This is a genomic window from Klebsiella sp. CN_Kp088 (genome assembly GCF_040064335.1).
GTDB classification, from domain to species: domain Bacteria; phylum Pseudomonadota; class Gammaproteobacteria; order Enterobacterales; family Enterobacteriaceae; genus Klebsiella; species Klebsiella aerogenes.
The window spans coordinates 68381-91531 of the sequence record NZ_JBEAIQ010000022.1; the positions used below are offsets into that span (position 1 = coordinate 68381).

General features: G+C 55.0%; 23 protein-coding genes. 8 read left to right on the forward strand and 15 right to left on the reverse strand.

Going from position 1 to position 23151, the window contains the following annotated elements:
• Positions 1 to 24: 24 nt before the first annotated feature.
• Complete coding sequence (locus ABLV08_RS12330) at positions 25 to 468, forward strand: YhbP family protein (RefSeq protein WP_015369539.1); 444 nt, start codon at positions 25 to 27, stop codon at positions 466 to 468.
• Here ABLV08_RS12330 and ABLV08_RS12335 read toward each other — a convergent pair.
• Positions 448 to 966: a type 1 glutamine amidotransferase domain-containing protein gene (locus ABLV08_RS12335; protein WP_348855900.1), complete on the reverse strand. Its 519-nt coding sequence runs from the start codon at positions 964 to 966 to the stop codon at positions 448 to 450. The two genes, ABLV08_RS12330 and ABLV08_RS12335, sit on opposite strands and share 21 nt — an antisense overlap.
• Positions 967 to 1094: 128 nt before the next feature.
• Between ABLV08_RS12335 and ABLV08_RS12340 the strand changes: the two genes are divergently transcribed.
• Together ABLV08_RS12340 and ABLV08_RS12345 are read left to right on the forward strand one after the other, a co-directional pair.
• Entirely contained in the window at positions 1095 to 1742 is a 648-nt protein-coding gene (locus tag ABLV08_RS12340) for an NAD(P)H-binding protein (RefSeq protein WP_149270241.1), read from the forward strand.
• Positions 1743 to 1814: 72 nt separating this feature from the next.
• Positions 1815 to 2858, forward strand: a complete 1044-nt coding sequence (locus tag ABLV08_RS12345; RefSeq protein ID WP_348855901.1) for a permease — start codon at positions 1815 to 1817, stop codon at positions 2856 to 2858.
• Between the two features lie 268 nt (positions 2859 to 3126).
• On the opposite strand, the gene dolP is transcribed toward ABLV08_RS12345, so the two are convergent.
• From dolP to ABLV08_RS12365, 4 genes are read right to left on the reverse strand one after another with little or no spacing between them, the layout of a single operon-like run.
• Positions 3127 to 3702, reverse strand: a complete 576-nt coding sequence (gene dolP, locus ABLV08_RS12350; protein WP_015369543.1) for a division/outer membrane stress-associated lipid-binding lipoprotein — start codon at positions 3700 to 3702, stop codon at positions 3127 to 3129.
• 9 nt (positions 3703 to 3711) lie between these two features.
• Positions 3712 to 4302 (reverse strand): DnaA initiator-associating protein DiaA, encoded by a 591-nt coding sequence (diaA, locus tag ABLV08_RS12355; protein WP_015369544.1) that lies wholly within the window; start codon positions 4300 to 4302, stop codon positions 3712 to 3714.
• Between the two features lie 25 nt (positions 4303 to 4327).
• Positions 4328 to 4714 (reverse strand): YraN family protein, encoded by a 387-nt coding sequence (locus tag ABLV08_RS12360; protein WP_015369545.1) that lies wholly within the window; start codon positions 4712 to 4714, stop codon positions 4328 to 4330.
• Positions 4672 to 6777 carry a penicillin-binding protein activator gene (locus ABLV08_RS12365; RefSeq protein WP_348855902.1) on the reverse strand — a complete coding sequence of 702 codons (2106 nt, stop codon included), beginning with the start codon at positions 6775 to 6777 and terminating at the stop codon, positions 4672 to 4674. The genes ABLV08_RS12360 and ABLV08_RS12365 overlap by 43 nt, the downstream gene beginning before the upstream one ends.
• A 63-nt stretch (positions 6778 to 6840) precedes the next feature.
• On the opposite strand from ABLV08_RS12365, the gene rsmI reads away from it, so the two are divergent.
• Positions 6841 to 7701, forward strand: a complete 861-nt coding sequence (gene rsmI / locus ABLV08_RS12370) for a 16S rRNA (cytidine(1402)-2'-O)-methyltransferase (protein ID WP_015703587.1) — start codon at positions 6841 to 6843, stop codon at positions 7699 to 7701.
• A gap of 33 nt (positions 7702 to 7734) precedes the next feature.
• Here the strand turns inward: rsmI and ABLV08_RS12375 are convergent, their stop codons facing one another.
• From ABLV08_RS12375 to kbaZ, 9 genes are all read right to left on the reverse strand, one after another.
• Positions 7735 to 9624, reverse strand: a complete 1890-nt coding sequence (locus ABLV08_RS12375; RefSeq protein WP_049052677.1) for an enterotoxin — start codon at positions 9622 to 9624, stop codon at positions 7735 to 7737.
• A gap of 82 nt (positions 9625 to 9706) precedes the next feature.
• A complete protein-coding gene (kbaY, locus tag ABLV08_RS12380; protein ID WP_032712577.1) occupies positions 9707 to 10579 on the reverse strand; it encodes a tagatose-bisphosphate aldolase subunit KbaY in 873 nt (290 codons plus the stop codon).
• Between the two features lie 12 nt (positions 10580 to 10591).
• Positions 10592 to 11746 (reverse strand): SIS domain-containing protein, encoded by a 1155-nt coding sequence (locus ABLV08_RS12385; RefSeq protein WP_015369550.1) that lies wholly within the window; start codon positions 11744 to 11746, stop codon positions 10592 to 10594.
• A 281-nt stretch (positions 11747 to 12027) separates the two neighbouring features.
• A complete protein-coding gene (nagA, locus tag ABLV08_RS12390; protein WP_348855903.1) occupies positions 12028 to 13161 on the reverse strand; it encodes an N-acetylglucosamine-6-phosphate deacetylase in 1134 nt (377 codons plus the stop codon).
• Positions 13158 to 13592: a PTS galactosamine/N-acetylgalactosamine transporter subunit IIA gene (agaF, locus tag ABLV08_RS12395; RefSeq protein WP_015369552.1), complete on the reverse strand. Its 435-nt coding sequence runs from the start codon at positions 13590 to 13592 to the stop codon at positions 13158 to 13160. The genes nagA and agaF overlap by 4 nt, the downstream gene beginning before the upstream one ends.
• A 16-nt stretch (positions 13593 to 13608) precedes the next feature.
• Entirely contained in the window at positions 13609 to 14487 is an 879-nt protein-coding gene (gene agaE, locus ABLV08_RS12400; RefSeq protein WP_015369553.1) for a PTS N-acetylgalactosamine transporter subunit IID, read from the reverse strand.
• Positions 14477 to 15256, reverse strand: coding sequence for a PTS N-acetylgalactosamine transporter subunit IIC (agaW, locus tag ABLV08_RS12405; RefSeq protein WP_015369554.1), 780 nt, complete (start codon positions 15254 to 15256; stop codon positions 14477 to 14479). Before agaW ends, agaE begins: the two co-directional genes overlap by 11 nt.
• A gap of 10 nt (positions 15257 to 15266) precedes the next feature.
• Positions 15267 to 15740 (reverse strand): PTS N-acetylgalactosamine transporter subunit IIB, encoded by a 474-nt coding sequence (agaV, locus tag ABLV08_RS12410; RefSeq protein ID WP_032709230.1) that lies wholly within the window; start codon positions 15738 to 15740, stop codon positions 15267 to 15269.
• Between the two features lie 19 nt (positions 15741 to 15759).
• Positions 15760 to 17055, reverse strand: a complete 1296-nt coding sequence (gene kbaZ, locus ABLV08_RS12415) for a tagatose-bisphosphate aldolase subunit KbaZ (RefSeq protein WP_032712575.1) — start codon at positions 17053 to 17055, stop codon at positions 15760 to 15762.
• A gap of 249 nt (positions 17056 to 17304) precedes the next feature.
• Here kbaZ and ABLV08_RS12420 point away from each other — a divergent pair, with 249 nt between their 5' ends.
• Positions 17305 to 18114 carry a DeoR family transcriptional regulator gene (locus tag ABLV08_RS12420; RefSeq protein ID WP_015703580.1) on the forward strand — a complete coding sequence of 270 codons (810 nt, stop codon included), beginning with the start codon at positions 17305 to 17307 and terminating at the stop codon, positions 18112 to 18114.
• A gap of 67 nt (positions 18115 to 18181) precedes the next feature.
• Here the strand turns inward: ABLV08_RS12420 and garD are convergent, their stop codons facing one another.
• On the reverse strand, positions 18182 to 19753 hold the full coding sequence (gene garD, locus ABLV08_RS12425; RefSeq protein ID WP_032712574.1) for a galactarate dehydratase: 1572 nt from the start codon (positions 19751 to 19753) through the stop codon (positions 18182 to 18184).
• 483 nt (positions 19754 to 20236) lie between these two features.
• Here garD and garL point away from each other — a divergent pair, with 483 nt between their 5' ends.
• From garL to garK, 3 genes are all read left to right on the forward strand, one after another.
• The gene (gene garL, locus ABLV08_RS12430; RefSeq protein ID WP_032715882.1) at positions 20237 to 21007 is read left to right on the forward strand and encodes a 2-dehydro-3-deoxyglucarate aldolase; all 771 of its coding nucleotides are present in this window, start codon (positions 20237 to 20239) and stop codon (positions 21005 to 21007) included.
• A gap of 26 nt (positions 21008 to 21033) precedes the next feature.
• Entirely contained in the window at positions 21034 to 21924 is an 891-nt protein-coding gene (gene garR / locus ABLV08_RS12435) for a 2-hydroxy-3-oxopropionate reductase (RefSeq protein WP_015369560.1), read from the forward strand.
• A gap of 65 nt (positions 21925 to 21989) precedes the next feature.
• Positions 21990 to 23135: a glycerate 2-kinase gene (garK, locus tag ABLV08_RS12440; RefSeq protein ID WP_015703577.1), complete on the forward strand. Its 1146-nt coding sequence runs from the start codon at positions 21990 to 21992 to the stop codon at positions 23133 to 23135.
• The last annotated feature ends 16 nt before the right edge of the window (positions 23136 to 23151 follow it).

A 23151-nucleotide genomic window follows, 5' to 3' on the forward strand; every position in this document is an offset into this window, starting at 1 on the left:
ACCATAGCATAATGGAGAATAAAGATGGATACGCTTGCCGCGATTAGCCGCTGGCTGGGTAAACAGCACGTCATCACCTGGTGCGTCGCGCGTGATGACGAGCTGTGGTGCGCCAATGCGTTTTACGTTTACGACCCGGATAACGTCGCCTTTTATCTGCTGAGCGACGAAAAAACCCGCCACGGCCAGATGACCGGCGAACACGCGAAGGTTGCCGGGACGGTTAACGGCCAGCCAAAGACCGTTGCCTTGATCCGCGGCGTGCAGTTTAAGGGTGAGATCCGCCGCCTTCACGGTGACGAAGAGGCTGAAATGCGCAAGCGCTACGTCAAGCGCTTCCCGGTCGCCCGCATGCTGTCGGCGCCGGTGTGGGAGATCCGTCCCGACGAACTTAAATTTACCGACAACACGCTGGGTTTTGGCAAAAAGCTATATTGGCTGCGCGACTCAAGCCCCGAGCAGGCGTAGCGCCTCGCGATTGAACGCCGGCAGATCGTCTGGGGTTCGGCTGGTGACTAACTGATCGTTATCAAGCACCACTTCCTGATCGTAAAACTCACCGCCGGCGTTTTTTACGTCGACCACGATAGGTTTAACCGCCGTGAGTTTACGCCCGCGAATGACATCTGCGCTGATGAGTAGCTGCGGGCCGTGGCAGATGGCAAAGACCGGCTTACCGCTATTCACGAAGTCGCGAGTAAAAATGACGAAGCGCTCATCACCCCGCAACTGGTCCGGTGAATAGCCACCAGGCAGCAACAGGGCGTCAAACTGCGCCGGCGTCACGTCATCAATCGCTTTATCGATCGCCACTTCAGCCTCGCCTTGTTTCCCTCTTACCGTTTTTCCAGCCTGCTTCTCAATCGTCACGACCTGATGCCCGGCAAGTTTAAAGGCCTCGGCAGGTGAGGTGAATTCAGCGTCTTCAAAGTCGTCGGTGATTAGTACGGCAATCTTTTTACTCATTCTTCCTCCGATCTTTTGGCAGTGAATGAGGCATTTCCATGATGATGGTGGATACTTACCTCGTAAGCTATTAAGCCTGGAACATGTGGGGCAAAGTGCAAGGCAGACAATTCTGCAAAGGAGATTCGATGAGTCAGGTATTATTAACCGGCGCGACTGGTTTGGTTGGTGGGCACTTACTTCATCTGCTACAGAGTGAGCCGGGCATTAACGCGATTACTGCGCCAACGCGCCGTCCCCTTGCTGTGGCGGAGGGGGTATTCAATCCACACGATCCGCAGTTGACCGATGCACTGGCGCAGGTGGTTGATCCTGTCGATATCGTTTTCTGCTGCCTGGGCACCACGCGCCGGGAGGCGGGGAGTAAAGAAGCGTTTGTGCATGCTGACTATACGCTGGTGGTAGATACGGCGCTGGTCGGGAAGCGTCTCGGAGCGCAACATATGCTGGTGGTCAGCGCGATGGGCGCTAATGCGCATTCGCCCTTCTTCTATAACCGCGTGAAAGGAGAAATGGAAGAGGCGCTGATGGCGCAGGACTGGCCGCGGCTGACCATTGCCCGTCCTTCGATGTTGCTGGGGGATCGGGAGCATAAACGCGCCAATGAAACGCTCTTTGCACCGCTATTTCGTTTTCTGCCTGGAGACTGGAAAGCTATTCAGGCCCGCGATGTAGCGACTGCCCTGCTCGCGGAGGCGCTGGCGCCGAGCCATGAAGGCGTCCAGATCCTGACCTCGTCTCAGCTACGGGAGCGCGCTGCCCGGCAGGCGGATTAACCATTTTCAAATTTGGACGGCAGGCGTAGTATTCACCTCCTTATTTGTTATCACTTCTCCCTGGGGAATGCTATGGCTGGTCAGTCTTCATCTCAGGCGGCATCACCATTTCAATGGTGGAAACCCGCGCTGTTCTTTCTCGTCGTTATCGTTGGTCTGTGGTACGTCAAATGGCAGCCGTATTACGGTAAAGCCTTTACGGCCGCGGAAACCCACAGTATCGGTAAATCTATTCTCGCGCAGGCTGATCTAAACCCGTTGCAGGCGGCATGGGATTACGCGATGGTTTATTTCCTCGCGGTCTGGAAAGCGGCGGTGCTCGGCGTGCTGCTTGGTTCGCTTATTCAGGTGTTGATCCCACGCGACTGGCTGCAGAGGACGCTTGGGCAATCTCGTTTTCAGGGCACGCTGCTGGGAGCGATTTTTTCGCTGCCGGGGATGATGTGTACCTGCTGCGCCGCGCCGGTCGCCGCTGGTATGCGTAAACAGCAGGTGTCGATGGGCGGAGCGCTGGCGTTCTGGATGGGCAACCCGCTGCTGAACCCGGCGACGCTGGTCTTTATGGGCTTCGTGCTCGGCTGGCAGTTTGCTCTGATCCGGCTGGTGGCCGGGCTGGCGACGGTGCTGGTGGTGGCGACGCTGGTGCAAAAATGGGTAAAAGAGGCGGCGACGCAGCCGGTAGCGGCAGAAGACGTTAGCCAATTGAAGCGCGATGAGGGCAGTTTTATCAGCCGCTGGCTACGCGCGCTGTGGTCGCTGTTCTGGAGTACGATCCCGGTTTACATCCTCGCGGTGCTGGTACTGGGCGCGGCGCGGGTCTGGCTGTTCCCGCACGCCGAGGGCGCGGTCGATAACACGCTGTTCTGGGTGATCGCAATGGCGATAGCCGGTTGCCTGTTCGTTATCCCGACGGCGGCGGAAATCCCGATTGTGCAGACGATGCTGCTGGCTGGAATGGGCACCGCGCCGGCGCTGGCGCTGCTGATTACGTTGCCGGCGGTGAGCGTGCCGTCGCTGGTTATGTTGCGTAAGGCGTTTCCGGCTAAAGCGCTGTGGCTAACCGGTGGGCTGGTGGCGTTATGCGGGGCGATCGTCGGCGCGCTGGCGCTGGTGTAATTTATCCGGAGCGGGGCTGTGGCCCCGGCGCCGGATTTTGTGCCGGGTGGCGGCTAACGCCTTACCCGGCCTACGGTTCGTGCGGCCTGCCGTTAATTTATACTGCCGGTGCTGGTGGCCTCAAAATCCCCCCGGTGGCGCTGCCGCTTACCGGGGCTACAGCGCTTTGCGATTTGGTAGCCCGGAGAAGGCGCAACGCGCCGCGTCCGGGAAAACCCCTTAAAAAAGTTGCCAACCGATAACAGTATCTACAACGGATACAGGGCGTTTATTTAATATAGGTAAACGCGGTTGTGACGCGGCTCACGCCGCTAACCCGGCTGGCGATATCCGCCGCTGCGCGGCCTTCGCGGTCGGTGACCAGGCCCATCAGGAACACTTCGCTATTTTCGGTCGTCACTTTCACATTGGAAGACTTCACCTGATCGCTGCCCAGCAGTTGGGAACGAACTTTGGTGGTGATCCAGGTATCCGACGACGCGGTGCCTAAGCCAATCGGCTGGCCTTGACGCACTTCATTGAAGACTTCGGTAGTCCCTTCAACCCCCATCGCGATTTGTTTGGCGCGTGAGGAGAGATCGGCGGTCGGCGACTGGCCGGTCAGCAGGACCTTGCCCTGATAAGCGGTGACGTTAATACGCGCTTCTTTCTTAATCTGTTCATCTTTCCCTAAGGCGCTGTTAACGCGTAGCTCCAGGGTGCTGTCATCAACCTGCGTACCGACCGTACGTGGGTCCGTTGCCGCTTTGGTGCCGACGGCTGCCGTACCGACTACCGCTGCGGCGACGCAGCCCTGTAGCAGTAGCGCAGAAAGCAGGATGGCGAGGGGCGAGAGAGCCTTCATGTGTTCTCCTTATTCGTCCTGGTGTGGAAAAAGCGTGTTATCAATCAAATCGCACAGACAATTGACGGTGAGCATGTGCATTTCCTGGATCCGCGCGCTGCGGTGTGAAGGAATGCGGATTTCAACGTCCTGCTGACCTAACAGGCCAGCCAGCTCGCCGCCGTCGTAACCGGTTAACGCTACGATAGTCATATCGCGGGTGACCGCCGCTTCCACGGCTTTCACGATATCCCGGCTATTGCCGCGCGTAGAAATCGCCAGCAGTACGTCGCCGGCGTGTCCCAGCGCGCGCACCTGTTTAGCATAGATTTCATCATGCAGGCGATCGTTGGCGATTGCGGTTAAGACCACATTATCGGTATTTAGTGCAATGGCGGGTAAACCAGGGCGCTCTGTTTCGAAACGATTGATCATGCTGGCAGCAAAATGCTGTGCGTTGGCGGCGGAGGTGCCATTACCACAACAGAGGATTTTGTTGCCGTTAAGCAGCGACTGAACGAGCGTCATAGCCGCCCGCGAGATGGCGTCCGGGAGCGCTTCCGCGGCGGCGATTTGGGTTTGAATGCTTTCGGTAAAGCAGGCTTTAATTCTGTCGAGCACGGGATCCCTTAAATCTGATAATACGCTATTCGCCAAAGGCGTTTTTCAGCCATTGGATGTCGTTGCCGGTGAAGGCTACCACATCGAAACGGCAATCCACAGTATCAAAACTCCCATTCTGCCGGGAGAGCCACAGGCGAGCGGCCTTGAGAAGGCGTTGTTGCTTTTGCGGCGTGACGCTGGCGGCGGCATCGCCGTAGCTGGCGCTGCGCCGGTAGCGCACTTCGACGAACACGATAACCGCGCCGTCGCGCATAATAAGGTCGATCTCGCCGCCGCGCTCGCGGGCGTTGGCGGCGATAAAACGCAGTCCATGCCGTTCTAACCACCGACGCGCCTGGCTTTCCCAGGCGTCGCCGGTCTGTTTACTTAGTTGGCTGCGACGATTTGCCCCTGTTGGTACTTGAGCCATGATAACTTCCTGTTAATCACGCAGTCCGGCGTAGCCGTCAGATCGCCCGTATTGCCGTTCAGCTCGTAACCTGGGCTCTGGCGCATTTGCGCGAAATGATTCGCCAGCGACCAGGCATCGGCGCCCATTGCGTACAGCCGCGCCAGCGAGTAGTCGTTACGCACGGCGGAGAGCGCCTGCTGCATCAGCGCCGGGTTACTGCCCGCCAGCATCGGGATTTCGCTATATTGCAGGCCTTCCATCTCCAGACGGAAATCCGGGCCGGAGGTGCCTTGGGCGCTACGGGAGCTGGCGTACAGGGTGACGTTGCTCTGGCTGCCGTTGCGCATCGCGATCAGCGGCTTGATATAACCAATTTGTTCCGGGGTGGCGACGATATAGGCGGCATCGATGCTGCCGCCGCTGCTGACCGGAACGTCGCCTGGGCTGCCGAGCGAGCTATCTACAGATGAGGGCAGCGTCGATACCGGGCTGCCGGTCAGCGAGATGCCGCCGCCGTTGACGCCGGATTTCAGCTCCGCCGTCGATCCCAGACGCTGCTGCAGCACCGTACCGCCGCCCAGCTTCAGCCACTCGTCGGCGAAAGCGCTGACCACGCGGTCGCCAAGCGCGCCGCGCGGCACCAGCAGTAACGGCGTTTGTTTGCCCTGATTGTGAATATGACGCGCTGCGTCGCGGGCTTCATCTTCCGGGGAGAGCGCGAAGTAGCACAGGTTCGGACGGTTCTCGACTTTGCCCGGCTGGTTAAGGGCGAGCACGTTTAGCGAGGTGTTGCTTTTCATCACCTCTTCAACGTTTTCTTTCAACAGCGGGCCAACCACGATGGTGGCGCCGTCCTGCTGTACCTGCGCCAGAAGCTGGCTCATCGGCTGGCTGGTGGTATCGTAAATTTTCAGTTCAGCGGCAGGATTGGCGGGTGTCGCTACAGCGGGCTGCGGCTGCGCGGCTGGCGCGCTCACCGGCTGTGCTGTCGGTTGTGCTGCCGGCGTTGCGGCAACCGGGGCGGGTAGCGGAGCGGCTGCTGGTTTTGCGGCAGGCGCGGCCTGCGTTTCCGCTGGCGCCTGCACCGGATCGGCCTGGCTGCCGGTGGCGGTGAGATCGCCGACTTCCGCCTGCGAAGGGCTCACCACATCATTATTGCCGGCAACATTCGCCGCCTGGGCGACCTGCGCCGGCACTGCGCTGCCCTGGACCGCTGGGGCGCCATTCTTCGCCGCTTCAAAACCCTGTTGGATAGTGCGGCCGAAAATCGCTGCCTGGCCGTTCAGAGGCAGCAGCAGGGCAATTTTATTGGTCGAGGCCGGTTTATAGTTTTGCATGTTCACCAGCGCGGTGGGCAGCATCTGCGCCCCCGGGTTCTGCGGATAACGGATTCGCCAGTCTTTAACGCCCGCTTTCAGCATCGCCGGATCGTTACGGTTGTCGAACCACATCCGCTGCAGATCCAACCAGCCCTGCAGCACGTTTTCGTCGGCATTAATTACCAGCGCGTTGGCCTGCTGTGGAGTCATCGCCGTCAGCGCTTTCCACGTGGCGTCGATGTTTTGTTGTTTTTGCTTCGCCTGGCTTAGCAGGGGCTGCTGGGCAATCAGCGCGCGCAGCAGGGACAGAGAGGGCTGCCCCTGGCTGGCGTCAATTTGCGCCTGCCAGTAGCGCGGCTGCTGATTTTTTTCAAAACTGAGAGGATCGAGTTTGCTCAGCAATGCCTTCGCGCCCTGGTAATCGCCTTGCGCCAGTTTGACTTCCACCGCCAATAGCGACTGTTCGCGGGCCTGCGTGCTGTTCAGGTTCGACGGCAGTTGGTTGTACAGGTCGATAGCCTGCTGCTTCTTACCTTCCTGCAGCAGTGCACGAATGGCGAGTAATTGCCAGTTGGTCTTGCTATCATTCGTGCTTTGCTGCATCTGCTGTAGGTAGAAACTGGAGTTGGCCTGCGACGTACCCTGCATAAACGCCGTGCTTTGATCCTGCGTGTGGGTGCCGCAGCCAGCAAAAAGAAGAGTCGCCAGCAATACGGGCAGACAGCGCGCGGGCTTAGAACGAAGAAATGTTGACGGTACCATATGTATCCAGTGATATTTTTTTGGCTCAATGCTCAATATTAAATCGGCAATACGGACGAGACAATGAAACAACACGAATCAGCGGATAATTCTCAGGGGCAACTGTACATTGTGCCCACTCCGATAGGGAATCTGTCTGATATCACGCAGCGCGCACTGGAAGTGTTGCAAGCTGTTGATTTAATTGCTGCGGAGGATACCCGCCATACCGGTTTGCTGCTGCAGCATTTTGCGATTAACGCCCGTTTATTTGCCCTTCACGACCATAACGAGCAGCAAAAGGCCGAAACACTTTTAGCGAAATTAAAAGAGGGGCAGAACATCGCGCTGGTGTCCGATGCCGGCACGCCGCTGATTAACGATCCCGGCTACCATCTGGTGCGCACCTGCCGTGAAGCCAATATCCGCGTCGTGCCCCTGCCGGGCCCTTGTGCCGCGATTGCCGCTCTGAGCGCCGCCGGTTTGCCGTCCGATCGTTTCTGCTATGAAGGTTTCCTGCCGGCGAAATCGAAAGGCCGCCGCGATACCCTGAAGGCGCTGGAAGAAGAACCGCGCACTCTCATCTTCTATGAGTCTACGCACCGCCTGGTGGAGAGCCTGGAAGATATCTGCGCGGTTCTGGGCGAATCCCGCTACGTGGTGTTGGCGCGCGAGCTGACCAAAACCTGGGAGTCTATCCACGGCGCGCCGATTGGCGAGCTGGTGGCATGGGTGAAGGAAGACGAAAATCGCCGCAAAGGCGAGATGGTGCTGATCGTCGAAGGTTTTAAGGCCCAGGAAGAGGCGCTGCCGGCAGCCGCGCTGCGGACTCTGGCGCTGCTACAGGCGGAACTGCCGCTGAAGAAAGCCGCCGCGCTGGCCGCGGAAATCCACGGCGTGAAAAAGAATGCGCTGTATAAATACGCGCTGGAGCAGCAGGGATAATCACTGCGCCCGGGGGTAACCGGGCGCGGCTGGCTATTTTATCGGCGTCGCTTCGAAAACCAGCGTTTGCAAGGGTTGTAGCGTAACAATAGCCGCTTGCTGATAGTCAGCAGGGAATGTCGCGTTACTGCCGTAAACGCTTTTTAACGTAAAGCGCGACGTCTCTCCCTGCGGTATCTCGAAGGCTTTAGCGAGATCGAGATAAAATTGCTGTGGTTTATCTGATGGGTTACGCAGGCCTAAAATCGCCTTATCTTTATTCCATGAGGCCCAGCCGTAAACTTCCAGTGCGGTAGGATCGCCGCCGACCCAATGGGTATCCACCAGCACGTCGGCATTTGCTCTCGACCATTTTGCCGCCTGCGCCAGGGTGTCCCACTTCACTTTGTTAAGTAGCGACGGCGTGATGTACAGCTCCTGTAATTGCGTACCTGTCGCGAAATAGCTCCAGACCTGATCGGCAAAATCGCTATCGGTTTGCGGTTTTTCCAGCCCGTAATAGGCATTTTCAGCACTGACAATACCATGATACATCAGTGAGTTAAGCGGGAAGAGCGGCCCTTTACGCACAATCGAACGATAAGTCTCGGCATCCCGATAGGTTATCCATTGCTGCACCGGCGTCCCCGGCCCGTAAAGATTGATATCGTCGCCCTGGCGCCATATCGCGTCGGCATAAAAAAGCCAGGAAGGACTGGCATTGGTCCCGGTGGTTAAATTAATAAATTGGTCGGGATTGGCGCTGCGCATGTTATGCAGTAAGGCAATCGATGCATCAAAATCGGAAGCAAACTGGCTACCCGGAATATGTGAATTCGCGTTGCCCATACCATCAAGCTTAAAAGAGGTAATATGTTCGTCTTTAATCAGCTTAATAATCTGTTGATTGAAGTTATTGAAATAGTGTCGCCCGGATAGGGCGAATTTGCCATCAACCGTTTCAAAACCATACTCTTTGGCGTGAGAGACGCGGATATCTCTGGGCTTATTATAACCACCCCATGGTGAAAGCCACAGCCCCACTGAACTTTGCATGCTGGCTGCTTTTTCCCGAACCTTACTGAACCCCTGGCTGAAAGCGGGGCCAAAGAGCCATCTGCCAGTACGATCGTCCCAACCATCATCCAGAAGAAAGGCATCTAATGTGACGCCGCGTCCGGTGATAAATTCCTTATTCCACTCATCCATCCGGCGTAGAACATCCTGCTCGCTATAGGTGGTGAAGAAGCCGATATCCATCCAGCTGTTATAGTGCAGATAGGGTTTATAGGGGCGGGGACGCAGGGCATTAATAAAGAGGTTTACGCTGCGACGAAGCTGATTGGTTGCTGGAAAGGTGCCGAAGTAGGTCGTATAGCTGAGCGGTGTGGCAGGGTCGATAGCGGTTTTTAATTCTACATTCAGATTCGTGGTTGCCTCATAAGCCCAGGTATTTACGATAGGTTTATCGGGCAGTATAAAAAAGGAATCAGCAACGATCGGTGAACTATTAATAGCGCCATCGACATAGGGTGCCTGAGATTGTTTTTTAGTTGGGAAAAAGGTTATTTTCGCTACGTCTCTTGATTGGCCCACCGCCGCGATAGTGTAATCAATACTCGCGTAGTTTCCCTTTATCAGGTTCATCTTAACCGTGACATTAAAATCCGGGCGGGTGTAGTCGACGACAATAGAATCATTATGTTTCTCGACATGCTTTATTTTAAAATCAGCGGTGTGGATGATGGTTTCATCAGGTAGTGTGAGAAAAAACAGTTCCTGCGGTGAAAGCTGATGGGCGGATTTTTCATCTTTTACCTTCGCGGAGGAATCCGCATCGTTAAATGAAAGCGCCATCGACGCGTTATTTAATGTGTATTCAGCGGCGGCGGCGCCTTGAGAAATCAGCAGGGCCAGTAACGAAACAGTGAGCGCTTTTTTCATAAGAGAGATCCTTGTTGTCGTTCTATCAGAGGTCAATAACGTTAGCCCTATCGGGCTAACGCGTTTTAATATCGTATGATGTTCAGGCTTCTGCGGTCTGTAATAGTCGGTTAGCGGAACCGCACACGTTAATTTTACTTTTCACGATTTCTTTCATCGCATCCATGCCAACACGCATGTAATAACGCGGATCGTTCCCTTGCGGGTTTTCAGCAAACCAAGTTTTCACCGCGGCGGCGAAGGCGATTTTGAGTTCTGTAGCGACATTGACCTTGCAAATTCCCAGTGTGATAGCGCGGCGGACATAGTCATCCGGTACATCGCTTGCGCCATGCAGCACCAGGGGGACATCAACCACTTCCCGAATTTCTGCCAGCCGTTGGAAATCGATTTTAGGCGTTTTTTGATACAGCCCATGAGCGGTACCGATCGCCACGGCGAGGCTGTCGATACCGGTCAATTCGACAAAGCGTTTCGCCTCTTGCGGGTCTGTGAGAAATGCGCTTTCCGCATCAACGTTAAGATCGTCTTCCATCCCGCCAAGCCGTCCCAGTTCTGCCTCAACGCTGCAATCCAGCGCGTGGCAATAATCGACGACCGATTTCACCAGCTTCACATTCTCTGCAAATGGAAAATGGCTGCCATCGATCATCGCGCTGCGGACCCCGGCATTAACCTTACGACGAATATCCGCCAGCGATTCATGATGGTCGAGATGTAGCGCAATTGGCATCGCGTAGGTGGCGGAGTAGGCCTGGCAGAGTGCGTAAATTTCCTCGAGCGCGATATGCTTAAAGGTTCCCGGCGTGCCGGCAAGGATCACCGGCGATCGCATTTCACTGCACGTTTCAAGGATCGCCTGGATCGTTTCGGCGTTGTGAATATTAAATGCAGGAACCGCATAACCTTTACTCTGTGCATCCTGCAGAAGATATTTGGTGGAAATAATGCTCATGGCGCGCTCCTTTTAAGCCTGCCAGGGATGAATAACAACACCTTGTACGACGCGATTAACGGTACCGCTGGCGGAAGGCGTATCCGGAGTGTTACCCACGGCGAGAGATTGGTTAAGCGCGAAGATCTGGGCATACATCAGGAAGCAGAAAGCCAGTTCGACATCGCTGAAACGGCGTGATGGCGGGATGATGATATGCGGGCCTGCCTCGATAACAGGATCGGTTCCTGCGGCGATGGCCACTATCCGCATGGCCTGGCGATCGCGACGCAACTCAGCGAGAAGATCCAGATCGTACTGGCGGGTATAAGGGTGGTTGGAGATAAACATCACCACCAACGTTTCGTTATTCACCAGTGATTTAGGGCCGTGACGGAAGCCGGTAGGCGAGTCATAAAACGCGGTTAGCTTACCTGCCGTGAGCTCAAGTACTTTCAGGGCGGATTCGCGCGCAGCGCCCTGTAGCCCGCCACTACCGAGGTAAACGATCCTTTTCCACGCTTCGTTGCCGAAAACCCCAGCGTTAACATCGAGCAGCGAGTTAAGAATCGTCTGGCAGCAGTCAGCGACATCGCTGAATGTATGGCTATTAATGAGGTTGGGTGCAAACACTGCAAGGCAGCTGGCCATCATGGTGGTAATACTGCTGGTCATCGCAAAGCCGCGATCGTGAGTTTCTGGCGGCATTAATAGCGGCAGAGCGTTGTCGCTATCCAGCGCGGTTTGATACAGGCTACCTGCTTCGTTGCAGGTAATGGGTAAGTGATAACACTCTGTAACAAACTGATTCGCCAATTTCACTGCGGCCACGCTCTCCGGGCTATTACCTGAACGGGCGAATGAGACCAGCAGCAGTGGATGTGCGGGATCCAGATAATCCATCGGATTGGTCACCAGATCGGTAGTTGGAACGGCGCTAAAATTTTTACCGCTATGACGGGATAACCATGGCGCAATGATGTCGCCAATAAATGCTGAAGTTCCAGCGCCGGTAAGGACGATACGGAGATCGTTTTTTCGTAGTAGCGGCGTGAGAAAGCCGTCAATCTCCGCTCGTAAACGATCGATATGCTTTAAAGATTGGATCCAACTGCCTGGTTGCTGGCGGATCTCTTCTTCGGTCCAGGTACCAGTGGTTGATGGCGCAGGGGTGTATCTTTCTGACATAACGCAATCCTTATGGTGATGATTTCCGCTTTCGGTGTGGGCTAATGCAAGCCTTTCGTTTCGTTTCACTTTGACTTGCTTTTAATGTGTTAAAATTTACACGAAAGAAATCGAAAGCTCAATGATGTGATTAACAATAAAACGAAAATAGCGATGCTTTGGCGTTATTTTTTACGTAATAAATTGAAATTATATGGTTTTTATTTGGATGTGCCGTGAACTAAAAAGAAAGGAAAAGAAAGGTCTGCAGGTAAGCTGCAGACCAGAAGAGATAAGTGGACTTAAAGCGAAAACGCTTCGCCGCGGATCCAAATGTTTTCCACCCGCAGCTCGTTATCAACTGCAATCATGTCGGCCATTTTTCCCGGCTGTAACGATCCTAATTGCCGATCCAGCCCTAATAGACGCGCCGGGTGTAGAGAAGCCATATGTATAGCCCGTTCAGCCGTCATCCCGGGTAATGAACTGATGGTGCGCACGGCGGAATCCAGTGACAGGGTACTCCCCGCCAGGCTACCGCTGAGGGTACGAACGATCCCATTACGCATTTCTACCCTTTCGCCACATAAGGTGTAATTACCGTCAGGCATACCCGCCGCCTGCATAGCGTCGGTTATCAGCACGATACGATCTCCAGCGCAACGGCAACATAGCTGCATTGCCGCAGGATGTACGTGATGACCGTCGGCAATAAGTTCAAGCCAGGCGCGGTTATCGGTTAATCCAGCGCCGACCATGCCAGGTTCGCGATGATGTAAACCGCTCATGCCGTTGTAACAATGCACCAGGCCATCTGCACCGGCATCGAAGGCGGAACAGGTTTGTTCCCAGGTTGCCGCACTATGACCCAGCATCACCCGTACACCTTGCCGTTTGAGATGACGGATCGCCTGCAGTGCCCCCTCTTTTTCCGGGGCAAGGGCGACGACGCGTAGCGTCTCGCGAGAAACCGCAATCAACCGATCGAATTCGGCAAGATCCAGTTCTCTGAACCATTGTGCCGGATGAGCGCCTTTATGCGGCGGCGTGAAGTAGGGGCCTTCAAGATAGCTGCCAAGAATTTGCGCTCCCGGACCGCCTGCGTGAACGCGTCGCGCAATACGTTCCAGCGTCGCATGGATTTCCGCTAACGGCGCGGTGACGGTGGTCGGCAACCAGTTGGCGACCCCCTCACGCGCTTTATGTTTCGCAAGGAGGTCTAACGTATCCGGTGCGTCATCCATGACATCTACGCCTGCGCCGCCGTGGACATGAATATCGATATATGCGGGACACAGCAGCTCGGCGTCGCGAGTGAGAACACCCGCGGGGATCGGCTCCAGCGCCACGATAACGTCATTTTCAAACCGTAGCTGATGGTCATCAAGCCAGCCTTGCTCTGTGAGTAAGCGCCTGGCGCGCAGTATGCGGCTCATATACCTTCCTCAACAGCATGATCTTCCCGGCAGCGTCCCAGCTCATCGACCAGACATGTTAACCCGCGATGACCGCATTCCAGTGCCTGAAGACGAAAGGCTTCGCTGGTTAATCCTTCTCGTTCCAGCACCATCTCCAGCAGTAGCTGCAGGTTAGTGCCGGTAATGACTTCTCGTCCGCGTTTTTGCATCGCCAGCGTGGAGGCGACGCGAAATGGCGTGCCGCCAAGTAAATCAGTCAGAAAAACAATATCTTCTTCGCCATCCAGCTCGTTTACCGCCTGCTCCAGTTGTGCGGTCAGCAGGGCGGTCGTGGAGGATTCAGGAAAATCTATCGCAATGAATTGCGACTGTTCGCCAAGGATCTGTTTCATTGCCTTTTCCATGCCGCTGGCAAATCCGCCATGCCCGGTCAAAATGATTCCTAACATCGAAAACCTCTTAGCGTTACAGGAAGTGACAGAATTTACCTACAATGCCCAGCGCGACGGTGATGCCGATAAGGCGGAGCGGGCTCCAGCCGCGGCGCACCAGCCAGAACATCACCAGGGTATAAACCAGCGGTAAAAAGGCGGGCATCAGCTTATCGATGACATCCGTTTGCAGTTTAACCACGGCATCGCCGGCAGTGATTTCAAGCGTTGTGCTTAAACGAACATAAGTCGCTACCAGCGCGCCAATCACCGTCATCCCGACGATAGAGGCGGCATGGCCGACTTTTTTGGTATTGGCTTTAATGAGCGGAATCGCCGCTACCCCCATCCGGTAGGCATAGTGCGCCAGACCGAAGCGCAGGCCGAGATGGACCACATTGAACAGAACGATAAAAACAACCGCGCCGAGGATCGACCCTTGTAGCGCCAGGCTGGCGCCAATGCCGCCGCAAATCGGCAATAGCGTTAACCAGAACATAGCATCGCCGATACCGCCGAGCGGCGCGCCAACGGCGATTTTGGTGTTCTGGATACTGTTAACGTCCTGCTTCGAGCGCTCCATCGCCAGAATAATGCCGATGACAAAGGTCACGAGGAACGGATGGGTATTAAAGAAGCCCATATGTCCTTTCATTGCCCGTGCCAGATCGCGCGGATTAGTGTGGATTTTCTTTAATGCCGGCAATAGTCCGTACAGCCAGCCGGAAGCCTGCATACGTTCGTAGTTGAAGGACGCCTGTAATAGCATTGAACGCCAGGCCACCCGATTAATGTCTTTTCTTGTCAGGTCGGCCCCAATGCTTTGATCTTCATAAACGTTTTCATTAACACCAGTGAGCAGCGTCGTTTCGCTTTCGGCCACGTTGGGCAGCGTGTGTTGATTAGATGCCATCTTCGAATTCCTCTTTAGGCGCAGCAGGTTGAGTCGGTTCGGGAGATTTGCGTAGCAGGTCGATAAGCGCCATGGCCAGCGCGGCGGCAGCAATGGCTAACACCGGGAGCTTGAGCCAGGCCGCCGCGACGAACCCGATGATGAAATAGGGGATATAGACGTTTTTCATCATGATTTTTAGCAGTACGGCAAAACCGATTGCCGGCATGATGCCGCCAGCGACGCCAAGGCCATCGATTAGGCGCTCAGGGAGCACATCTATTGCGGTTTTGGCGTGTTCTGCGCCGAAGTAGATAGGCAGAAAAGCACAGAGAAAATAAAAGGTACCTAATGCCAGCAACGCCAGGTAATTCACACGCTCAATACCGCGGGTATCGGCATTTGCCGCCATGCGATCGCAGCGCGACATAACCCCTGACATCACTGAGAAAAGGAACGTTATCCCCATCTGAACCGCGACGGCGAAGGGAACCGCAACGCCGACGGCGACATCGGGTTTAACGCCGGTGGTAATAGCGAAGGTGGTGCCGACAATGGTCCCGATAATGACGTTCGGCGGTTGCGCGCCAGCCAGCGGCGCCAGACCCATCCACACCAGCTCCAGTGTGCCGCCGGTTAATATACCGGTATGAAGATCGCCGAGGATCAGGCCCACTAAGGGGCCAAGGACCACCGGACGATGCATATGGGTTAAACCGTTAAACATATCCAGACCGGCGATAAAGGCGAGGATACCCAATGCAATGGCTTGAAAAAGCGAGATTTCCATGGAGAGCCCCTTAGAGCAGTTTATAAAGATCCGTTGCCGGTTCCGTCGGAACCCCTTGAATGAAACACTCAACGCCAGCAGATTTCAGACCGTTAAAGGCGACAATATCGTTGCCGTCGACAGAGACCGTTTTCGCAATTTGTCGCTTCCCGTCGGCATAGTGCATATTGCCGACGTTGATGCGCGATACCGGCACCCCGCCGGAAACCAGCGTCAGAAAATCGGCGGGCGATTTACATACCAGCAATATTTTTTGCCGATCGGCGGCGCGATGAATGTTGTCGATGACTTTCTGCAGCGACCAGAAGCGCACGGCAATCCCCTCTGCCAGCACCATCTCCATCAGGTTCTGTTGTACGGGGTCTTCAGCAACCTCGTCATTGGCAACCAGGACCAGATTCGCCCCCGCGAACCCGACCCACTGCACGCCAACCTGGCCGTGGATTAAACGTTCATCAATGCGACTTAACACAATATTTGGCATCGCCGTTTCCTCTTCGTTGTTATCCGTTATGAGATGTCATGCCCTGACAGGCGTCATGGTATTGCTGCAAGATGTCCTGGACGTGGCTAATGATGAGTTCATGCGGCGTAGCGCTGAGCGCCCCCTCGCGAACTTTTACGTACTGTAAAGGCAGATACTGGCTAATGAGCGGAAGCGGAATGGCTTCATCGGCCAGATTGCGCACCAGATGCGCTAAAGCGGTGTCTATCTGGCTGTCCGGCCAGTAGTAGCGAACGCGATCGGAATAGCTGTAGCCGCGTGCTAACCGCCGTGCGTGGCCATCGCCGTGGTAGTGGCTTTGCCAGTATTCCGGACGATCGAGCATGACGTTTTCCAGTACCATGCGTAATCCCGAACAGGATTTTGCCGGTACGATTTCTTCTTCAATCGCCGCTAAAGCGAAAAGCGCTTCACGCAGCGCGAAAGTCAACGCCGGGCCGACTTTCAAAATCGCGAAATGATCGACTACCAGTTGGCGTAGCGCATGCGGGGTCTGATAATCCGTGGAATGCGCTTCAAAGAGCAATGTGGCATAGTCTTCCACCATAGCGCTGAGGGATTTTGCTTTTTCAGATTCGTAATCAATGATTTGTGCATGATCGAATTCCACGCCAGGCTGTACCACGAGCGCGATAATTCGCGGCCAAATACCCTCAAGCCCCACACTGGTAAAGGCGACCCTGTGTGCATCGAGAGTGGCGCGAGCCGCATCCGGGGTGGTGACTTGTAGGGTGTTGAGGGTTTCGTGAGCGCCACCGGGCACGGGAACCTCAGTGCCGATAACGTAAACGAGATCCGATTTGCCTTTCAGGGCAATACAGGTTTCTTCTGCGATTTTTGCCAGCCTTGCGGCGCGTTCAGCGACAAGGTCATCGGTTAAGGGAATGGGATCGTCTTTGCATGACATACTGCAATCGAGGTGGATTTTTTTAAACCCGGCGGCGACATAGCTTTTAATCAGATCGTCGGCGTGGGCCATGGCTTGTGCGACCGGAAGATGTTGCCAGCGGTTTGGCCCCAGATGATCGCCGCCGAGGATGAGCCCGTCGCGGGGGAACCCCAGTGTATCGGCAAGATGATAGATAAAGCCGCAGAAATCAGCGGGGGTCATACCGGTATAACCGCCAAACTGATCAACCTGATTGGAGGTCGCTTCAACGAGCAGGGGCGTATGGTTTGCCTGAGCAAAACGAATGGCGGACTCCAGTACCAGTGGATGCGCGGAGCACACCGCGTAAATACCATTCGCTTCACCCTGTTTGTGTCGCACCACCAATTGTGTAAGATGTTTCACTTTCCTCTCCAGGTCAGAAATCAACGATTCGATCTTTCGTTTTGTTTCGCTTTATAGTGCTTCAGCGTGCTTTAAAAATAAAACGAAAGATAATAGTTTTCCGATCTGTTTCACAAAAGAAACATAATGAAAGCTTTCAGCACGGTGTGGTTCCTTTTTTGCCGTGCCAATAGCGCTTGCATTCTGCTAAAAGAAAGGCGTTAATAGTCAAAACGAAATGAAACGAAAGATACAGCCAAGGATATTGTTATGAACAGCAGCGAGTCATCTGCCGAAAAGCGCATTGCGGGAACAAGTGAAAGGCGTGAGCAGATCATCCAGCGGTTGCGACAGCAGGGAAGCGTCCAGGTTAATGACCTGGCGGAGGCGTATGGTGTATCGACGGTCACGATACGCAACGATCTGGCGTTTCTGGAAAAACAGGGCATTGCGGTGCGAGCATACGGCGGCGCGCTGATTTGCGATAGTCATACTCCAGGCGTTGAACCTTCAGTTGAAGATAAAAGCGCGCTTAATACGGCCATCAAACGCCAAATTGCCAGCGCCGCCGCTGAGCTGATAAAACCGGGACACCGAATTATTCTCGACTCAGGCACTACCACCTGTGAAATCGCGCGCCAGCTCCGACAGCATAGCGATGTTATCGCGATGACTAATGGAATGAATGTCGCCAACGCGTTGTTAGAAGCTGAAGGCGTAGAATTACTGATGACGGGGGGGCACCTGCGTCGCCAGTCGCAGTCATTCTATGGCGATCAGGCTGAGCAGTCCTTGCAGAACTACCACTTTGATATGCTTTTCCTCGGGGTGGATGCGATAGATCTGGAACGTGGGATCAGCACTCATAATGAGGATGAAGCCCGCCTGAACCGTAAAATGTGCGAAGTCGCGGAGTGTATCGTCGTTGTGACTGATTCCAGTAAATTCAATCGTTCCAGTTTACATAAAATCATCGATACGCAGCGCATTGATATCATTATTGTCGATGACGGGATTCCGCAAGAAAGTCTGGAGGGGTTACGTAAGGGCGGGATTGACGTTATTCTCGTCAAATCATAATTCGGTGTAAGTTGCCAGCCGGGGTATGCTCTATAACCCGACTGGCGATAGACGCTGACTTTTAGGGTCACGTCACCGGCGCCGGGTTAAACACCGCCAGCTGGTTATGCAGACCCCATTGATCGGAGAAGGTTTTCTTACGTCCGCTGGCGACGTCGAGAATGAACTCGAACAGTTTCTGCCCAACCTCCTCAATCGTCTCTTCGCCGGTCGCGATAGTACCGGCATTGATATCCATTAAGTCGTACCAGCGGTTGGCAAGCTCGGTACGGGTCGCCATTTTAATCACCGGTACCGCCATCAGCCCGTAAGGGGTGCCGCGCCCGGTGGTGAACACCTGAACGGTAATGCCGGAAGCCACCTGTTGAGTACCGCAGACAAAATCGCTGGCCGGTGTCGCCGCATAGATAAGCCCGCGTTTCGTCGGGCGCTGACCCGGCGAAAGGACTTCGACGATGGCGCTTTTACCTGATTTGGCAATTGAACCCAGCGCTTTTTCCACTACGTTGGCCAGACCGCCTTTCTTATTACCCGGTGACGGGTTGGCGCTGCGGTCGGTTTTCCCCAGCTCCAGATAGTTATCGTACCAGGCCATCTCTTCCAGCAGGCGCTTGCCAACTTCTTCGTTGATGGCGCGCGGGGTTAACAGATGGATAGCATCGCGAACCTCGGTCACTTCCGAGAACATCACCGTCGCGCCGCAGCGTACCAGCAGATCTGAGGCATAGCCCACCGCCGGGTTGGCGGTCACGCCGGAGAAGGCGTCGCTGCCGCCGCACTGCATACCGACCACTAAGTCCGAAGCCGGGCAGGTCTCACGCTGACGAGCATTGAGTTTGGCCAGGTGGCGCTCGGCAACCTGCAGAATATCATCGACCATCGATTTAAAGCCGACATGCTGTTCGTCCTGCAAACGCACTACGCTTGCGCTATCGACGGCGATCGGCTGCACGTCTTCGGTTCCCTGCAGCAGACGTTCCGGCTGCAGCTTTTCACAGCCCAGACCAATCACCATCACCTCACCGCCAAAGTTGGGGTTCAGCGCGATATTGTGGATGGTGCGAATCGGTACGATCGCCGCCGGGGCGTTAATCGCCACGCCGCAGCCGTACAGATGGTTTAGGCCGACCACTCCGTCGACGTTGGGGTATTTCGGCAGCAGGTCGCGTTCAATGATCTTGACCACATAATCCACTACACCGGCGACGCAGTGCACGCTGGTGCTGATCCCCAGCAAATTCTTAGTTCCCACGCTGCCATCGGCATTGCGATAGCCTTCAAAAGTGTATCCTTCCAGCGGCGGCAGCGGTTCCGGGACTTTGGTCGCCAGCGGTAAGGTGTTGAGCGGCGGCGCGGTCGGCAGCTCAACCAACGACTCATCAATCCAGCTTCCCTTTGGTATATCGCGAACGGCGAAGCCAATCACTTCGCCGTAGCGGATGATTTCACCATGGGCAGGAATATCGACAAGGGCGACTTTATGACCTTGCGGGATATGTTCAATGAGGGTCAGGCCATCCGGAAAACGCGTTCCGGCGGGTAAACCGCGATCGTTAACAATAATCGCCACATTATCGGTAGGGTGCACTTTTATATAAAACGCCGTCGGCGACTGTTGTCGAATCTCAATCTCAGCCATTGTCCAGTGTTCTCCAGAACGGTGCTAATAATAAAAATAAAACGTTAATTCAGCTTGTGCCTATCAGAATGATGAAATACAGAATGTCAGGAGTTATAGCAGCAAAATGTGATCTTGGTCACTGCTTGCGGTGACGGTTGCCAGCATTGAACGGCAATCCTAAGAACTGTGGATTAGCGCCCATAACCTATGGCATTTGCATAACGAAAATGATTATTAAAGCGCTTATATTGTGATTATGCATAGTGCCTGGTCACGGTGGGATGATTATACTGAGTCATGTTTTGCGGTGTTCGATATGAGAATAAATAGCCCGCTTAAAAAATAATAAAGGTATTCTTTTTCAGAAAAATATCTAAATGTTCAAGGGTAAAAGAAAATAGGCATCGGTTCGCTATTTAATTCTGCAAATTATATTTGTGGTTGGCGAGATTAAACGTATAGAACAGCAGAAGTAAGCAACGATTAACCCAAGGTAAAATCATGGATAACGCAATTTTCCCGAACAAATTTAAGGCCGCGCTGGCGGCCCACCAGGTACAAATCGGCTGCTGGTGCGCTCTGGCGAATCCGATTAGCACCGAGGTATTAGGGCTTGCTGGTTTCGACTGGCTGGTGCTTGACGCGGAGCATGCGCCGAATGATGTGACCACACTTATCCCGCAACTGATGGCGTTGAAGGGCAGCCACAGCGCGCCGGTGGTCCGCGTGCCGACCAATGAACCGATTATCATCAAGCGCATGCTGGACATCGGTTTCTACAACTTCCTCGTGCCGTTTGTCGAAACCGCTGAACAGGCGGCGCAGGCGGTAGCATCGACCCGCTATCCGCCGGAAGGCATCCGCGGGGTCTCCGTTTCTCATCGCGGCAATATGTTCGGCACCGTAGCGGACTACTTCACTCAGTCGAATAACAACATCGCCATTCTGGTGCAAATTGAGAGCCAGACCGGGGTGGACAATGTCGACGCGATCGCCGCGACCGAGGGCGTTGATGGCCTTTTCGTGGGGCCAAGCGACCTGGCCGCAGCATTAGGCCATCTGGGCAATGCCGCACATCCTGACGTCCAGCGCGCCATCCAGCATATCTTCGCCAGCGCGAAGAAACACGGTAAGCCGAGCGGCATTCTTGCACCGGTGGAAGCCGATGCGCGCCGCTATCTGGAGTGGGGCGCGACCTTCGTCGCCGTCGGTAGCGATTTAGGTGTCTTCCGTTCAGCAACCCAGAAACTTGCTGATTCTTTTAAAAAATAATCACCAGGATGAAGAGAGAGAACATTATGACAATCAAAGTGGGTTTTATTGGTCTTGGCATCATGGGCAAGCCGATGAGCAAAAATTTGCTGAAGGCGGGTTATTCGCTGGTGGTATCCGACCGTAACCCTGAAGCCATTGCTGACGTGATTGCCGCGGGCGCAGAGACTGCGAGCACGGCGAAGGCCATTGCTGAGCAGTGCGATGTAATTATCACCATGCTGCCAAACTCTCCGCACGTGAAAGACGTTGCGTTGGGTGAAAACGGCATTATCGAAGGCGCGAAACCGGGCACCGTGGTGATTGATATGAGCTCCATTGCGCCGCTGGCGAGTCGCGAAATCAGCGAAGCGCTGAAGGCCAAAGGCATCGATATGCTGGATGCGCCGGTGAGCGGCGGCGAACCCAAAGCGATCGACGGCACCCTGTCGGTGATGGTTGGCGGCGACAAGGCGATTTTCGATAAATACTACGACCTGATGAAAGCGATGGCGGGATCCGTGGTGCATACCGGCGAGATTGGCGCAGGCAACGTCACCAAGTTGGCCAACCAGGTGATTGTGGCGCTGAACATCGCGGCAATGTCGGAGGCGTTAACTCTGGCCACCAAAGCCGGCGTTAACCCGGAACTGGTTTATCAGGCGATTCGTGGCGGCCTGGCAGGTAGCACCGTGCTCGATGCTAAAGCGCCGATGGTGATGGATCGCAACTTCAAACCGGGCTTCCGTATCGATCTGCATATTAAAGATCTGGCCAATGCGCTGGATACGTCTCACGGCGTCGGCGCCCAGCTACCGCTGACGGCGGCGGTGATGGAGATGATGCAGGCGCTGCGCGCGGATGGCCTGGGCACCGCTGACCATAGCGCTCTGGCGTGTTACTACGAAAAACTGGCGAAAGTGGAAGTGACTCGTTAACAAGAAGGGCGTGTTCCCGCGCCCTGTCATTCTTGCCTTGCGCGGCACAGTCAGGCGACATAACTATGAAAATCGTAATTGCCCCAGACTCTTATAAAGAAAGCCTTTCTGCCAGCGAGGTAGCTCAGGCGATAGAAAAAGGATTTCGGGAAATTTTCCCCGATGCGCAATATGTTTCTGTTCCGCTTGCCGATGGCGGCGAGGGAACGGTTGAGGCCATGATTGCCGCCACGCAGGGTACGGCGCATACGGCGCTGGTCACCGGGCCGCTGGGGGAAAAAGTGAATGCCCGCTGGGGCATGTCCGGGGACGGCAAAACCGCATTTATTGAGATGGCCGCGGCCAGCGGGCTGGGACTGGTGCCGCCTGAGAAACGTAATCCTCTGATCACCACTTCTCGCGGTACCGGCGAGCTGATTTTACAGGCGCTGGAGCACGGCGCGACCAGCATCATTATCGGCATCGGCGGTAGCGCGACCAATGACGGCGGCGCCGGGATGATGCAGGCGCTGGGCGCAAAGCTCTGTGATGCCAACGGCAGCGACATCGGTAATGGCGGTGGTTCCCTTAACTGCCTGAATTCAATTGATGTTTCGTCCATGGACCCACGTCTTAAACACTGTGCTATTCGCGTGGCTTGCGACGTGACAAATCCGTTGATTGGCGAACAGGGGGCATCGCGCATTTTTGGCCCACAAAAAGGGGCGACCGAAGCGCTCATTGTCGAGCTTGATAATAATCTTGCCCACTACGCCTCGGTTATCAAAAAATCGCTGCGCGTGGAGGTGAAAGATGTCCCCGGTGCCGGAGCGGCGGGGGGAATGGGGGCCGCGCTAATGGCTTTTCTGGGGGCTGAACTGCGCAGCGGGATTGAGATTGTGACGACGGCGCTTAATCTGGAAGAACATATTCACGACTGCACGCTGGTGGTAACCGGCGAAGGGCGACTCGATAGCCAGAGCATCAACGGCAAAGTACCGGTTGGCGTAGCCAATGTGGCGAAGAAATACCATAAACCGGTGATTGCTATTGCCGGCAGTCTGACCCGCGATGTCGGCGTGGTACATCAATATGGCATCGAAGCGGTGTTCAGCGTACTGACCAGCATCGGCTCGCTGGAAGAGGCATTCCGCGGCGCATTCGACAATATTTATCGCGCTTCGCGAAATATTGCCGCGACGCTGGCGATCGGAATGCGTTGTGCGGGGTGACAAAGGCGCGCGAACC